Here is a 15,460-nt window from a genome sequence, read left to right on the forward strand (position 1 = left end):
GTTTTCAGACGCTCAACAGCAGGAACTCACGCTCCCAGGAACTGATCACCCGCTTGAAATTCTCATGCTCGGCACGCTTGACCGCGACATAGCCGCGCACGAACTTCTCCCCCAGGTACTGCTTGACCGTGTCGCAATCCTCCATGCGCGCCAGCGCATCTTCGAGGGTGAACGGCAGGCGCAGGTTGCGGCGTTCATAGGCGCGGCCTTCCACTGGGGCACTGGGTTCGATGTGCTCGATCATGCCCAGGTAGCCACACAACAAGCTGGCAGCAATCGCCAGGTAAGGATTGGCATCGGCGCCCGGCAGGCGGTTTTCCACGCGCATCGCCTCCGGGCTGGAAGTGGGCACGCGCAAGCCGACGGTGCGGTTCTCTTCGCCCCATTCGACGTTGACCGGCGCCGAGGTATCGGGCAGGAAGCGGCGGAACGAGTTCACATTGGGCGCGAACATCGGCAACAGCTTGGGGATGTACTTCTGCAAGCCGCCGATGTGATGCAGGAACAACGGGCTCATGTTGCCGTCGGCATCGACGAACACCGGTTTGCCGGTGGCAATCTCCACCACGCTCTGGTGCAAATGCATGGCGCTGCCCGGTTCGTCGGCCACTGGCTTGGCCATGAAGGTGGCGGCCACGTTGTGCTTGAGGGCGGCCTCGCGCAAGGTGCGCTTGAACACCGTGATCTGGTCGGCCAGGTCCAGGGCGTCGCCATGACGGAAGTTGATTTCCATCTGCGCGGGGCCGTCTTCGTGGATCAGCGTATCCAGGTCCAGGCCCTGGGCTTCGCACCAGTCATAGACATCTTCGAACAGCGGGTCGAATTCGTTGGCGGCATCAATGGAAAACGACTGGCGCCCGGTTTCGGCGCGGCCCGAGCGGCCGATGGGAGTTTTCAACGGAAGGTCCGGATCTTCGCAGCGCTGGGTCAGGTAGAACTCCATTTCCGGCGCGACAATCGGCTGCCAGCCTTGGTCGGTGTAGAGCTGCAGGACTTTCTTCAACACATTGCGCGGCGACAGTTCGATGGGGTTGCCCTGCTTGTCGAAGGTGTCGTGGATCACGATGGCGGTGGGCTCGATGGCCCAGGGCACCACGTAGGTGGCGTTGGCGACCGGGCGGCAGATCATGTCGATATCGGCCGGGTCCAGCAGGTCGTAGTAGATATCGTCGTCGACAAAGTCCCCGGTTACCGTTTGCAGCAACACACTTTCCGGCAGGCGCATGCCTCGCTCATGCAGGAACTTGTTGGTGGGTGCGATCTTGCCGCGTGCGATGCCAGTCAAGTCACTGATCACGCATTCGACTTCGGTAATCTTGTGTTCTTTCAGCCAGGTGGACAGCTGATCGAAGGGGGCGTTCATAAGGACCTCGTCTTGGGTGGGATGCGACGCCGGCTTGTACTCCCAGCGCATTGAGGTCTATCTTGGGCCAGCCTTGAAACGGCATCTATCCACTTTGCACGCGGCACAACGCACCAATAGAGTGCGCACGGATCACCATGACACAGGCAACCGCTTTGCGCGTACAGGCCTTCGCCACCGGCGATGTGGCCGCCCAATGCAGTGCGACACCCGGCTGGGTGCAGCAGTACCAGCAGATGTCCCCCGGGCATTTTGCCGGGCGGGTGCGCTACCTCGACCTGCACGGGGTGCAGGTGTACGAAGAGTGCATGAACACCCGGGTGGAGCAGCATTTCAACGCACCTGCCGGCGCCCTGGCGTTTTGTTTCGACGCCAGTGACAACGCGCTGTACCTGCTCAATGGCGAAAGCCGCAACACCTGGATCACCCCGGTAAACTACCGCGAAGTGGCCGTGGTGTTCGGCCCGCAGTTCGTCCAGCGCCAGGGCCTGGATATAGCCAAACTCGAAGGCTTGTTCATGGCACCGCTGACCTGTCGGCAAAATGCGCTGTTCACTCGCTGGCTGAGCGGCACCCTTACGCGCCTGTCGGCACTGACCGACCCCATCAGCCGCGATGCCCTCACCCAGCAACTGCTCGACGACTGCCTGTTTATCCTCGACAACGCCTGCGTGTGCCTGGACGGCAGTTCACTGCAAAAGCGCAGCGAAGAACGCCAATTGATGGCGCGCATCGGCGAATGGGCGGCGGATGCGCCGGATGAAACCGCCAACCTGTTGGAACTGGCGCAGATTGCGGGGGTGCCGTTGCGCCAATTGCAGCAAGGGTTCAAGACCTACACAGGGATGAGCCCGGCGCAGTGGTTGCGGTTGCGCCGCTTGAACGGGGCGCGGCGGGAGTTGCTGAGCACGACCGACACCACGGTGGCCGAGGTCGCGATGAATTGGTCGTTCTGGCATTTGGGGCGGTTTTCAAACAGCTACCGGGCGCTTTTTCAGGAGCTGCCCAGCGAAACCCTGAAACGCTCCAGCTGAAAAAACACCCTTGACCTTGTGGGAGGGACAGGCCAAACCGTCCCTCCCTTGAACCTCAATCAGGGCTGCGCTTTCAAAAAGGTGGAGATCAGTTGATTGACCTGCTCCGCCGCCTCCAGCTGCACCATATGCCCCTGCCCCGGCAATACATGCACCTGAGCCTGCAGCCCTTGGGCGTGGCTTGCCGGGATGATCGCATCGTCACTGCCCCAGATCACCAGGCTCGGCTGGCGGCCCACCTCGCTGCGAAGATCCAGCATCTGCCGCCCGCCATCGAACAGCTTGTGATCGAGTTGGCGCAACGCTTGATCCACCCCTTCCAGGCGCTTGAATTTGAGCATGTCCTCCAGCATCTGCCGCGTCACCAGCGCAGGGTTACTGAACAGTTGAGTCAATGGCGGCTTGAGCGCGTTACGGTTGTTGGCTTCGACAAAACCTCGCAGGTAATCGCCGTTGATATCGGCACCCAGACCGGCGCTGGCGATCAAGGTGATGGAGGCGATACGTGCAGGCGCCAGGCTGGCGACGGTGAGGGTCACCAGCCCACCCATGGAGTGGCCGGCCAAATGCACACGGTCGAGCGCCAGGTGGTCGAGCAATGCCAGTACGGCATGACTGAGTTCGGCAGCGTCTCCCGTTTGCAGAGACTTGCCCGACTCCCCGTGCCCCGGCAGGTCCAGGGCAATCACCCGGCGTTCGGCGGCCAGGGCCGGTTGATTGAACAGCCAGTTGTTCAGATCGCCCCCGAAGCCGTGCACCAACACCAGCGGCGTGCCGCCCTCGCCCATGTCCAGATAACGCAGCAAGCGCCCGCCTACCTCGACTTTTTGTGCGCTGGGGCCGGCCTCTTCGGCTTCGGCGGCACTGGAGACGAACCCGGCGTTGAAGCGTTCGATCACGCTATCGATTTCAGCCTCTGTCGCCTCGCCGTCCACCACAATTCCCAGTAGAGCGCCCACCGGCAGGGTTTCATCACTGAGCGCCAGTACCCGACGCAGCACGCCGCTAAAAGGCGCCTCGACACTGCTGGAGATCTTGTCGGTCTCCACGTCCAGCACTTCCTCGCCCTTTTCCACTCGGTCGCCGGGTTGTTTGAGCCAGACATCGATGCGACCCTCGGTCATCGACAGGCCCCATTTGGGCATGGTCAGGGTATGAATCATGCGGAAGTCCTCTTGTCGGCGATCTTCATCACGGCGGCCTCGATCTTCGCGGCGTTGGGGATGTACAGGTCTTCCAGAGCATCGGAAAACGGCACCGGGGTGTGCGGCGCGGTGACCATCTCGATGGGAGCGCGCAGGAAAGCGAACCCCCGCTGGGCCACCAGGGCACTGATGTCGGTGGCGACCGAGCAGCGCGGGTTGGATTCGTCGATCACCACCAGGCGCCCGGTTTTCTCGACGCTTTCAAGGATGCTGTCTTCATCCAGCGGGCTGGTGGTGCGCAGGTCCAGCACTTCACAATCAATGCCTTGACGCGCCAGGTTGGCCGCAGCCTCCAGGGCGATATGCAGCATGCGGCCGTAGGTCACCAGCGTCACATCCTTGCCCTCACGCACAAAGTTGGCTTCGCCAAACGGGACCGTGTACAGCTCTTGCGGTACGTCGCCCTGCATGCCGTAGAGCATTTTGTGCTCCAGGAAAATCACCGGGTCATTGTCGCGGATTGCCTGGATCAACATGCCCTTGGCGTCGTAGGGCGTGGCCGGGCATACCACCTTGAGGCCGGGGATATGCGTCCACATGGAGGTGAGCATTTGCGAATGCTGGGCAGCCGCCCGCAAACCGGCGCCGTACATGGCACGGATCACCAGCGGTGTAGTGGTTTTGCCACCGAACATATAGCGGAACTTGGCAGCCTGGTTGAGCAACTGGTCCAGGCAGCAGCCGATGAAGTCGACGAACATCAATTCGCATACTGGGCGCATGCCACGGGTAGCGGCGCCCACCGCCATGCCCACGTAGCCGACCTCAGACAACGGTGCGTCCAGCACGCGCCCGGGAAATTGCGGGTGCAAGCCCTTGGTCACGCCGAGCACGCCGCCCCATGCGTCCTGCTCACCGGGGGAACCGGTGCCACCGGCCACATCCTGACCGATGATGAATACGCTCTGGTCACGGCCCATCTCTTGAGCCAAGGCCTCATTGATCGCCTGCTGATAGCTGATTTTACGAGCCATTAGATTCTCTCCACGTCTTGTTTTTATAGGGTTGGTATCAGCGGTAGGCCACGTAAACGTCGCTTAGCAGGTCGGCGGCCTGGGGCTTGGGATCGGTTTTGGCCAGGCGCACGGCGTCTTCGATCAACTGAGCCACTTCACCGTCGATGCGCTCGAACTGCGCTGCGTCCAGCCAGCCTTCGGCATTGCAGCGCTGACGGAACAAGGCCAGGCAATCGGCGCTTTCGCGCAGGTTTTTCACTTCGTCAGCGCCGCGATAGGTTTGCGCATCGCCCTCGAAGTGCCCGTAGAAACGGCTCAGCTTGACCTCGACCAGTGTCGGCCCGTCGCCTTGGCGCGCCCGCTCCACAGCAACGCCGAGCGCTTCATGCACAGCGAAAAAATCATTGCCGTCGACGATCACCCCCGGCATACCAAACCCGGCGGCGCGCTCGGCGATGTCTTTGCATGCCACCGACCAACCGGCGCCAGTGGCCTCGGCATAACCGTTGTTTTCGGCGACAAACAGACACGGCAGCTGCATGATCGACGCCAGGTTCATCGCTTCGAACACGGCACCTTCGTTGGAGCCACCGTCGCCAAAAAACGCCACTGCCACGCCCTGGCTCCCCTTGAGTTTGGCAGCCAGCGCCGCCCCCGCGGCCAACGGTGCGCCGGCACCGACAATGCCGTTGGCGCCGAGCATGCCTTTCTCCTGGTCGGCGATGTGCATGGAGCCGCCCTTGCCGCCACACACGCCGGTTTTCTTGCCATAGATTTCGGCCATCATGCCGAACACGTCGACGCCCTTGGCGATGCAGTGTCCGTGGCCGCGGTGGTTGGACGCGATGCAATCATCGTCATTGAGATGCGCCATGACACCAGCGGCGCAGGCTTCCTGACCGGCATACAGGTGAACGAAACCGGGGATCTCGCCGGTGGCGAACTCCACATGCAGGCGTTCTTCGAAATCGCGGATGGTGCGCATCACGGTGTAGGCATGCAGTAACTGATCGGTGCACAGGTGGGTGGACATCTTGTTGTTCTCCAGGTTGTCTCGACGCACAAAAGACTGGCTGCAGCCAGTGCCAAGCTGTTCAGCACAGCTTGTGCCAACCGTCGAAAAAACCTGGCAAAGCCTTGATCCAGAGCCGCGCCACACAGCGATGCCCAGGCAAGTGGTCGGCTAAATGTGAGACGCAACCACGCAGTTCGACCCTTGAGTCTCAGCGGCATGAGACGCAGCGTCTCAATGCAGGCGTTGGTCAGGGTGCCCTTGTCCGTGGGCGCACATGCGCGCTTAATGACGCGCATAACAACAAAGCTTGAGAACCGGAGGCTTTATGCTCGCCATGAACTCCAGGGAGCATGTCGACTGTGTCAGTCGCGTGGTCCGCAATGCCGAGCGCCTGCCCCAGGCGCCCGTGCCGTCGCTGATCTTCGATTCGTGGCGGCGGTCCATGGAGCAACACCGCCTGGACCCCGGCTCCCTGCAAGGTCCACGTATCCTCAGCGAACCCTTGCTCAAGGAATGCCGCGAGCGCGCCGAGCTGTTCATGCGCATCGCCGGCGAAGAAGTCGCACAGTTGCACCATCGCGTGCGCCATGCCGACTACTGCGTGATGCTCACCGACGCCCAGGGCCAGACCATCGATCACCGTGTCGATGCGAGCATTCGCACCGACTGCCGCAAGGCCGGCCTTTACCTGGGCACCTGCTGGTCGGAAGCCGAGGAAGGCACCTGCGGCGTGGCCACGGTGCTGACCAGTAAAACAGCGGTGACGGTGCACAAGCGTGATCACTTTCGCGCAGCGTTTATCGGCCTGACGTGTTCGGCTGCGCCCATCTTCGACCCGCAGGGCCACCTGTTGGGTGTGCTGGATGTCTCGGCGCTCAAGTCGCCGGATGACCGCGGCAGCCAGCACCTGATACGGCAGATGGTGGCGCAGAGCGCCCAGGCCATCGAAAACGCTTTTTTCATGCACAGCGCCCGGCAGCACTGGGTATTACAAGCCCATAGCACTCCAGGCTTTGTCGACAGCCAACCCGACCTGCTGCTGGCCTGGGACCAGGACGGACGTCTGCACGCCTTGAACAGCAAGGCGCGTCAAGCCCTGCGCTTGCGCTTTGGCCAGCTGCCTGAGCATATCGGCGAAGTGTTCGATGTGGATGCATTGCGTGCAGCCACTGATCAGTCAACCCGGCAGTTGCACTGGCTGGGCAAGCCCGACGCGGTACACGTGAGGGTCAATGCACCCCGACGCCCCTCGGTTCGGGCGCTGCCAGAGACTCAAGTCGACCCGCGGATCCAGGAGCACCTGCGCTTGGCTGCGCGGGTCAAGGACCGCAACCTGCCCGTGCTGGTGCAAGGTGAAACCGGCGTCGGCAAAGAAGTCTTCGCCCGCCAGTTGCATGAGCACAGCACGCGCCGGGACGGGCCGTTTGTGGCGGTGAACTGCGCGGCGATTCCCGAAAGCCTGATTGAAAGCGAGCTGTTCGGCTATTCGCCCGGCGCCTTCACCGGAGCGTCCAGCAAAGGCATGAGCGGGCTGCTACTGAAAGCCGACGGCGGTACGTTGTTCCTCGACGAAATCGGCGATATGCCGCTGGCGTTGCAGACACGGTTGCTGAGGGTGCTGGCCGAGGGTGAAGTCGCGCCGTTGGGCGCAGCGAAAACCCGCGTGGTGAACATTCAGGTGATCTGCGCCAGCCACCGCGATTTGGCGGCGCTGGTCAGCGCGGGCCGATTCCGTGAAGACCTGTACTTTCGCCTGGGTTGTGCGCGCTTCTGCCTGCCGCCGTTGCGCGAACGCACCGATAAGCTGGCCCTGATCAATCGGCTGTTGGAGCAAGAGGCGCGTAACAGTGGCGTGTCGTTGGGCATCGGCCAGGCCACACTGCAATTGCTACTGGGTTATGCGTGGCCGGGCAATGTGCGGCAACTGCGGCATGTGCTGGCGTACGCCTGTGCGGTGTGCGAAGGCACTACGCTGCAAGTGGTGGATTTGCCGATTGAAATCCGGGGCGAGCAGCCTCAAGGGCTGGAAGAGCAAAGCGCCAGCCCCGAGCGTCAAATGGTTCTGGATGCGTTGATTCGCCATCGCTGGAAACCCTCGCCTGCGGCACAGGCCCTGGGGATTTCAAGGGCAACCCTGTACCGACGCGTGAACCAACTGGGTATTGATATGCCCGGCAAAACCCACTGATACAAGGGGTCGACTCCCACGCAGGCGAGTCGACCACGCTGTCAGCGGTAGACCAGGCCACCGTCGATCAACGGCGCCTGCCCGGTCATATAGTCTGCGTCCGGGCCTGCCAGAAATGCCACAAACCCCGCCACATCCTCCGGCGTTTGCGCACGGCCCAAGGCAATCCCATCCACGTACTGCTTGTAGGTTGCCCCCACCTGCGCCCCGGTAATCTCGGCCATGCGCTTGTCGATCTCAACCCACATATCGGTGCCCACCACACCGGGGCAATAGGCGTTTACCGTGATCCCCGCGCTCGCCAGTTCCTTGGCCGCCGCCTGGGTCAAGGCGCGCACCGCGAATTTGCTCGCCGAGTAGACCCCTAACAGCGCAAAGCCTTCATGCCCTGCGATTGAACAAGCATTGATGATTTTGCCCTTGTGCTTGAGCGCCTTGAATTTGTTGGCGGCCGCCTGGATCCCCCACAGCACGCCCTTGACGTTGATATCCAGGGTGCGCTCGACCTGCTGCGGGCTGACATCGAGCAATGAGTCGATCTGCGCCACTCCGGCGTTATTGACGATGATGTCGAATCCGCCCAGCGTCTGGTGGGCATGCTCTACCGCAGCCGTCACCTGTTCGCGTCTGGATACATCAGCGATGAACACAGAGGCTTTGCGGCCGGTGGCGACGATTTCGGCGGCCACGGCGTTGAGCTTGGCGCCGTCAATGTCCACCAACGCGACATCGGCGCCGTCCTGTGCAAGGCGCATGGCAATAGCCCGGCCTATGCCCTGCCCGGCGCCGGTGACCAGCGCGACTTTACCTGCGATACCCATGACAATCTCCTGAAACGATGAGGGGAGCCTTGTCTATCGCAAGCCGGCGCCTGGCTGTCGAGCCGCAACAGGATCGGCATCGGAGCTGAGACGGGTTGTCTCGCCGTGCGAACCTTGCGCGAAAGCTTGTAAAAGGCCGCGCTTATGCCTAGCTTAGGCGCCCCCCGCCCAGCGCTTTAAGGCCTTGCCCCATGGTTTTGCGTTTTCGCCCCGTCGTCACTTCACGTTTCGCCCTCGGCCTGTTGCTCAGTGGCGGCATCGGCAGCAGCCTGGCCGCCGAGATCGAGTTGCCGACGGTAAAGGTCCAGGGCCAGGATGAGTCGGGCTACCGCAGTGAAACCGCGTCGGTGGGCGGCTTTGATGAAGCGCCGCTGTTGGACACCCCCGCCTCGATCACCGTGATCAACGCCGCGCTGATCAAGGACCAGCAGGCACGCTTGCTCAGTGAAGTGCTGCGCAACGATGCCTCAGTGGGCGACAGTTATGCGCCTATCGGTTATTACGAGAATTTCGTGGTGCGTGGCTTTTCGCTGAACGCGGCCAGCAGTTACAAGATCAATGGGCGCACCATCACCGGCGAGCAGAACGTCGCGCTGGAGAACAAGCAGCAGGTGGAAGTGCTCAAGGGCCTGGCGGGTTTGCAGAGCGGCATTTCCGAGCCTAGCGGGGTGATCAACTACGTGACCAAACGCCCCCAGGATGTGCGCTCGGTGACGGTGTCCACCGATGATCGCGGCAGCGGTTATATCGCCACCGATGTCGGCGGCTGGTTTGGCAGCGAGCAGCAGTTCGGCCTGCGTGCCAACGTCGCCCATGAAGACCTCAATGCCTATGTGGAACACGCCAACGGCCAGCGCGATTTCGTGTCCCTGGCCTTTGACTGGAACATCAGCCCCGACGCCGTGCTGCAACTGGACGCCGAATACCAGAACAAGCAACAGCGTTCGGTACCGGGGTATCAACTGCTGGGGGGCACCGAAGTGCCCCACGGTGCTTCACCGAAGAAGCTGTTGGGGCACCAGACGGGCGGCAAGCAGGTCGGGATTGATTCGCTGAACCTCAACGGCAAGTTCGAGTACCGTTTCAGCGATCAGTGGAAAGGCAGTGTCAGCGCGGCGCGTAGCAAGGTGGTGATTGATGACTACAGCTCGTTTGCCTGGGGTTGCTATGGTTCGGCCAGTTGCAGTGCCGCCAGCGTGCCGAACTACTTCAGCCCCGAAGGCAATTACGACGTCTACGACTACCGCAGCCCGGACGACACTCGCCGCGACGACGAAATCCAGGCGGCCATGACCGGCCTCTTCGACACTGCCGGCATCGGCCATGAACTGACCTTTGGCAGCAGCGCGTTTCGCCGAGTGATCGACAAACGCAAGTCGGTCAACGAATTCATCGGCACCGCCAATATCAACGAAGAGGTGCCGAGCTTTCCCCCGACCGACAAGCCGTTGAACGACAGCCACCGCAACCTCGACAGCCGCCAGTACGGGCTGTTCGTCACCGACCGCATCCGCTTCAACGAGCACTGGCAAACCATCCTCGGCGGCCGTGAAGTGCGCCTGGACGAAAAAGCCTTCGACAGCGTCACTGGCAACCAGACACGCCACACCCAACAGTACGTGTTCCTGCCCCAGGCCTCGTTGTTCTACAAGCCAGTGGACAACGTTTCGCTGTACACCAGCTACAGCAAGGGACTGTCCCTGGGCGGCACCGCGCCGTGGTTTGCAAACAATGCCGATGAAACACTCGCCCCCACCGTCTCGCGCCAGATCGAAGCCGGAGTGAAATACGACTGGCGCCGTATCAGCTTCGCCGCCGCTGTGTTCCAGACGCGCCAGGCTTACCAATACGCCAAGCCCGAAGGTGGCACGTTCAACTACGTGCAGCAGGGCCAGCAAAAAAACACCGGGATTGAATTGTCCGCCAACGGCTGGGCCACCGACCGTCTGCAGATCGCCACCAGCGTGGCCGCGATCCGAGCGCGGGTGAGCGGCAGCGGCACGCAGGAATACGAAGGCCATCAGGCGATCAACGTGCCCAAGCTGCGCGCCAGTCTTTACGCCGACTACGCCCTGCCCTGGGTCAACGGCCTGGCGGTATTGGGCGGCGTGCAATACAGCGCCAAGAAGTCCGCCAATCGCACCGGCAACGTGGAAGTGGGCGACTACGCGGTGGTCAACGTCGGTAGCCGCTACACCACCAAGGTCGATGGCTACGAGACCGTGTTTCGCCTGAGCGTCGATAACCTGTTCGACAAGCGCTACTGGCGCGACGCCGGCGAATACATGGGCGATGACTACCTGTTCCAGGGCGCACCGCTGACGGCGCGCCTGAGTGCTTCAGTAAACTTCTGAACCCCCGACTCTGTGGCGAGGGAGCTTGCTCCCGCTGGGGTGCGTAGCGCCCCCAAAAAGCCGGCTCCAGCTTCGCTGTCGAGCGGGAGCAAGCTCCCTCGCCACAAAAAGCAGCAACTCTCTGATCGTTACTTGGGCATCTTGCGAAAGCCCACCGCCAGGCGGTTCCAGCTGTTGATGGTGGCGATGGCGACGCTCAGGTCCACTTGTTCCTGGGGGCTGAACTGCGCAGCCAGGGCGTTGAAGTCTTCGTCGGGGGCGTGGGTGTGGCTGAGCAGCGTCAGGCTTTCGGCCCAGGCCAGCGCGGCGCGTTCACGTGGGGTGAAAAATGGCGTTTCACGCCAGGCCGACACGGTGTACAGGCGCCGTTCGGTCTCGCCGCCCTTGCGCGCATCGGCGGTGTGCATGTCGAGGCAGAACGCGCAGCCGTTGATCTGCGATACGCGCAAGCGCACCAGTTCCAGCAGTGGCAGTTCGATGGAGAGTTTGCCCACCGCCGCTTCCAGGGCGAGCATGGCTTTCATGGCGTCCGGGGAGGCGGTATAGAAATCGGTACGGGTTTGCATGGTGAATCTCCAGAACGTTGGGATAGGTGCGCAGAGTAGTCAGCGCAGCGTTCTGGAGAAATAGCCAATCCGGGCGAAGAACAGGTGACCAATCTACAGACCGCGGTTCCTCAGCCACTGGATGAAGCCCTTCTTGACCGGTACCACGGGCGCGTCTTCGGTCAGGGCCTGGGCGGCATGGCGGCGGAAGTCCAGCAGCGCCTTCATGGCTTCGCCGATATCATGCCGGGCGTCCAGGCACGGCTTGAGGTATTCATTTTCGATGCGGTAGAGCGTGCAGTAGGTCTTGGCCGAAAAATCCGCCAGCGCCGCCTGGTCGGAGAGAATGCCGGACTCACCGATCACCTCCCCAGGGCCCATGCGCCCAGCCTCGAACTTGTGCCCGTCCTTGATCAACAGCACCGAGACCACGCCGGACTCGATGATAAACAGGTGATCGCTGACCTCCCCCGCCGCCAGGATCATCTCACCGGCGCGGTAGGTGTGCAGGGTCATGTTCTGGCTGAAGGTGTCTTTTTCTTCCTGGCGCAAGGTGGAGAAGATCGTCGAGCGCTCCAGCAAGGCGCGGGCGCCAGACACCGCAGGCGGCGTGCTGCCTTCGGTGGCGGACAACAGCCCCACGCCCGCCGCCTGCAAATGCCGGTAGGCCAGGTCGTAAAGCTGGTTGCGGGTTTCGCGCTTGAGGCCCATGGCCGGCACAAAGCCGCTGATCTCATATTCCACGCCACTGCCGGTGGACGCCTTGAACGCGACGCTGGGCGCCGGCTGGGCCAGCAACGGCCGGCAGCCCTGCATCGCACGCTCCAGCGCTTCGATCACGGTTTGCGGGCGCGCATGGGGGCTGACTTGCAGGCTGACCGCCAGGCCGAACATGTCCGCCGGACGCGAGAAGTTGATGATCTTGGCCTTGGCCGCCAGGGAGTTGGGGATCACCGCCAGGCTGCCCTGGGAGGTTTGCAGGCGCGTGGCGCGCCAGTCGATATCGGTGACACGGCCTTCGGTGCCGTCGATGGAGATCCAGTCATCGATCTGGTAAGGCTTGGTGGTATTGAGGACGATCCCGGAAAACACATCGCTCAGGGTGCTTTGCAAGGCCAGGCCGACGATGATCGCCACGGCGCCGGAGGTGGCCAGCACGCCCTTGACCGGCAGGTCGAGCACGTAGGCCATGGCGGCGATGATCGCAATGAGGAAAATCACTGCGCCCATCAGGTCCTGCAACAAACGCCCGGTATGGCCGACCCGCTGCATCATCACCGCGCCGAGCAATACCGTGAGGGTGCGCGCGGCGAACAACCACCAGCCGATCTGCAGCGCCGTGGCGGCCAGATGCAAGGTGGTGTCATCGGCATAGGGCGCCGCTTGCATGGGGTTCATGCCGTCGTTGAACAACACGGCACTGAACACCGCGAAAATCACCAGCCGCGCTGCGAGTTTCCAGTTAGCCAGGTTGGCGGAAATAAGGCGCCACACGGCGATGTCGATCAGGATCAACGCCACGGCGCACAGCATCGGGTGATCAGCGATAAATGAGGGCATCCAGGCGACTCCAGGGCGAATGCCGAGAAGATCGCATGAAATCAGAAACCTGGAAACAAAATGTAGGAGCGAGCTTGCTCGCGAAAAACCACAACGATAACGCGTGCTGTCTGATTGAACGCGGTATGTTGAAGTTCTTCGCGAGCAAGCTCGCTCCTACAGGGAGTGGCGGTGAACCGTCAGGCGTGCATTTGCCCGAACTGGCCCGACTGAAAGTCGGCAAATGCCTGGTGAATCTCCTGCTCGGTGTTCATCACGAACGGACCGTGCCCGACGATGGGCTCGTCGATGGGTTCGCCGCTGAGCAGCAGCACCTTGGCGTCGTCGTTGGACTCCAGGGTCAGTTGCTTACCGTCGCGCTCGAACAGGGCCAATTGCCCCTGGCGTGCGACTTCTTCGCCATTGATCAACAACGTGCCGCTGAGCACCACCAAGGCGGTGTTACGCCCGGCGTGCAGGTCCAGCGTGACCGCTTTACCGGCGTTGAGGCGCAAGTCCCATACGTCTATCGGAGTGAAGGTGCGGGCCGGGCCTTGAGTACCGGCAAATTTCCCGGCGATCAGGCGCAGGTGGCCGGCGTCGTTTGCCAATGGCAGCACCGGAATGTCGCCATCGACGATGGTCTGGTAACCGGCATCCGCCATTTTGTCCTTGGCCGGCAGGTTGACCCACAGTTGCACCATCTCCAGTGCGCCGCCACTACGGGCGAAGTCTTGGGAGTGAAACTCTTCGTGCAGGATCCCTTTGGCTGCGGTCATCCATTGCACATCGCCCGGGCCGATTTTGCCGCCGGCACCGGTAGAATCGCGGTGCTCGACTTCGCCGTCGTAGACGATGGTCACGGTTTCAAAACCGCGATGCGGGTGCTGGCCGACGCCGCGACGTTGTTCAGTCGGGGTGAATTCGGCTGGACCTGCGTGATCCAGCAACAGGAATGGGCTGATGTGCTTGCCCATGGTGTCGTAGGAAAACAGCGTGCGTACCGGGAAGCCGTCGCCGACCCAGTGGGCGCGGGGGCTGGTGTAGATACCAATCAGCTTTTTCATGGTGTACCTCCAAAGTGAGTACACCTTAAATCGCCTCACCCTTGAGCACTAGCCGGTAAAAATGGCCCTGATCGTTCTATATATAGGACAGCGTTTTAACCTGGCGTTGGCGCAGCAGTTGAAAGGCAACCAGTGCCGACAGTGCAAACCCGGCCTGGATAACGATCATCGGCGCGGCACTGCCATCGCGTAACTGGCTCAGCAACAACCCGCTGCACGTGGCGCCGAACATCTGTGCAAATCCCATGAGCCCGGCGGCTAAACCCGCACGGTGCGCATTGGGCATCACGGCCCCGGTAACGGATCCCGGCAGCACCAGGCCGCCGCCGAGCGTGACCAGGGCGATGGGAATATCCAGCCCCACTACCGACAACCCGAACACTAGGTAAATCGCCAGGGCTGCCACCCCGCCCACCGCCACCATCGTCACACCCTTCGCCACAATGCGCTGCGGCCCCAAGCGCTGAATGTTACGCCGGGTATAAGTGGAGCCGACGATCAGCATCGACACAATCAGCCCGAAGTTGAGCCCGTACTCAAGGCTGCTGAACCCCAGCAGGTTGATAAACACCGCCGATGAACCGGCGATCACCGCAAACATCGCACCGTATGTACACGCCAGGGCCACAGCGTAAGCGCGGTACTGGCGCCCCTTGAGCAGATCCAGATACTGCCCGCCGAGGGTGCGCCAGTGTGCGGCCCTGGGATCGAGGTGATGGTTGCTCTCGCGAAAGAACAGCAGCGCCAGCAATAACACCAGGCTGCCGATCACCAACGCCAGGGCGATGGGCGCACGCCAACCCAGCAATTTGATCAGCAAGCCCCCCGCTATCGGCGCAACGACGATGGCATACAACATGCCGATCATCGTCAGCGCCAGGGCCGGGCCTGCCTCGGCTTTCCACACATCGCGCACGACTGTACGCGCTAGTACCAGCGCGGCGCACGCGCCCAGGCCTTGCAACACCCGGGCGGCGATAAATTGCTGGATGTCGGTGACCAGCAGCATCGCCAGCGTCGCCACTACGTAGAGCGCCAGGCCCCCGATCAAGACTGGCCGCCGGCCGATGCGATCCGACAGCGGCCCGAACAGTAGCTGCCCCAGGCCAAACGCAGCAACGAATGCCGACAGCGCCATCAGTGCCGAGCCTTGCGGCGCCAGCAGCGCGTGCTCGATGGCACCCAGGCCGGGGATGATCAGTTGCGTCGAGACTTCACCCAATGCGGTGAGGGCAACCAGCAAGAACAGCAAGCTGCGTGAGGGTGCCGGGGCGTTTGCCATGGGGAGTATTCGGGGGCTGGATTAATTTATATTTCGACCATAATATGAGCGAAAAATTATGTCCATAATTTTTTGCCCTATGGTCACCCTG

The 15,460-nt window shown here is 62.0% G+C and carries 12 protein-coding genes; 3 read left to right on the top strand and 9 right to left on the bottom strand.

Annotated elements, in window-relative coordinates:
• Window positions 1-4: 4 nt before the first annotated feature.
• Entirely contained in the window at window positions 5-1,363 is a 1,359-nt protein-coding gene (locus GIV26_RS02295; protein WP_014718136.1) for a glutamine synthetase family protein, read from the bottom strand.
• Window positions 1,364-1,500: 137 nt separating this feature from the next.
• On the opposite strand from GIV26_RS02295, the gene GIV26_RS02300 reads away from it, so the two are divergent.
• Complete coding sequence (locus tag GIV26_RS02300) at window positions 1,501-2,397, top strand: helix-turn-helix domain-containing protein (protein WP_236279414.1); 897 nt, start codon at window positions 1,501-1,503, stop codon at window positions 2,395-2,397.
• Window positions 2,398-2,456: 59 nt separating this feature from the next.
• On the opposite strand, the gene GIV26_RS02305 is transcribed toward GIV26_RS02300, so the two are convergent.
• From GIV26_RS02305 to GIV26_RS02315, 3 genes are read right to left on the bottom strand one after another with little or no spacing between them, the layout of a single operon-like run.
• Window positions 2,457-3,560, bottom strand: coding sequence for an acetoin dehydrogenase dihydrolipoyllysine-residue acetyltransferase subunit (locus tag GIV26_RS02305; protein WP_236279415.1), 1,104 nt, complete (start codon window positions 3,558-3,560; stop codon window positions 2,457-2,459).
• The gene (locus GIV26_RS02310; RefSeq protein ID WP_054896571.1) at window positions 3,557-4,576 is read right to left on the bottom strand and encodes an alpha-ketoacid dehydrogenase subunit beta; all 1,020 of its coding nucleotides are present in this window, start codon (window positions 4,574-4,576) and stop codon (window positions 3,557-3,559) included. Before GIV26_RS02310 ends, GIV26_RS02305 begins: the two co-directional genes overlap by 4 nt.
• A 37-nt stretch (window positions 4,577-4,613) precedes the next feature.
• Entirely contained in the window at window positions 4,614-5,591 is a 978-nt protein-coding gene (locus tag GIV26_RS02315) for a thiamine pyrophosphate-dependent dehydrogenase E1 component subunit alpha (protein WP_034125780.1), read from the bottom strand.
• A gap of 307 nt (window positions 5,592-5,898) precedes the next feature.
• Here GIV26_RS02315 and GIV26_RS02320 point away from each other — a divergent pair, with 307 nt between their 5' ends.
• The gene (locus tag GIV26_RS02320; RefSeq protein ID WP_089042540.1) at window positions 5,899-7,761 is read left to right on the top strand and encodes a sigma-54-dependent Fis family transcriptional regulator; all 1,863 of its coding nucleotides are present in this window, start codon (window positions 5,899-5,901) and stop codon (window positions 7,759-7,761) included.
• Between the two features lie 41 nt (window positions 7,762-7,802).
• On the opposite strand, the gene GIV26_RS02325 is transcribed toward GIV26_RS02320, so the two are convergent.
• Window positions 7,803-8,582 carry an acetoin reductase gene (locus tag GIV26_RS02325; RefSeq protein WP_003190660.1) on the bottom strand — a complete coding sequence of 260 codons (780 nt, stop codon included), beginning with the start codon at window positions 8,580-8,582 and terminating at the stop codon, window positions 7,803-7,805.
• A 191-nt stretch (window positions 8,583-8,773) separates the two neighbouring features.
• Between GIV26_RS02325 and GIV26_RS02330 the strand changes: the two genes are divergently transcribed.
• Window positions 8,774-10,936: a TonB-dependent siderophore receptor gene (locus tag GIV26_RS02330; RefSeq protein ID WP_236279416.1), complete on the top strand. Its 2,163-nt coding sequence runs from the start codon at window positions 8,774-8,776 to the stop codon at window positions 10,934-10,936.
• Between the two features lie 128 nt (window positions 10,937-11,064).
• On the opposite strand, the gene GIV26_RS02335 is transcribed toward GIV26_RS02330, so the two are convergent.
• The 4 genes from GIV26_RS02335 to GIV26_RS02350 form a co-directional block, all read right to left on the bottom strand.
• Window positions 11,065-11,502 (bottom strand): carboxymuconolactone decarboxylase family protein, encoded by a 438-nt coding sequence (locus tag GIV26_RS02335; protein ID WP_034125784.1) that lies wholly within the window; start codon window positions 11,500-11,502, stop codon window positions 11,065-11,067.
• Between the two features lie 93 nt (window positions 11,503-11,595).
• Window positions 11,596-13,041 (bottom strand): mechanosensitive ion channel family protein, encoded by a 1,446-nt coding sequence (locus GIV26_RS02340; protein ID WP_054918623.1) that lies wholly within the window; start codon window positions 13,039-13,041, stop codon window positions 11,596-11,598.
• A 179-nt stretch (window positions 13,042-13,220) separates the two neighbouring features.
• Window positions 13,221-14,087 carry a pirin family protein gene (locus GIV26_RS02345; RefSeq protein WP_034125786.1) on the bottom strand — a complete coding sequence of 289 codons (867 nt, stop codon included), beginning with the start codon at window positions 14,085-14,087 and terminating at the stop codon, window positions 13,221-13,223.
• A gap of 76 nt (window positions 14,088-14,163) precedes the next feature.
• Window positions 14,164-15,369: a multidrug effflux MFS transporter gene (locus GIV26_RS02350; RefSeq protein ID WP_236279417.1), complete on the bottom strand. Its 1,206-nt coding sequence runs from the start codon at window positions 15,367-15,369 to the stop codon at window positions 14,164-14,166.
• Window positions 15,370-15,460 lie beyond the last annotated feature (91 nt).

The sequence above is a fragment of the Pseudomonas sp. PA-1-3F genome, assembly GCF_021609665.1.
Lineage (GTDB): Bacteria > Pseudomonadota > Gammaproteobacteria > Pseudomonadales > Pseudomonadaceae > Aquipseudomonas > Aquipseudomonas paracarnis.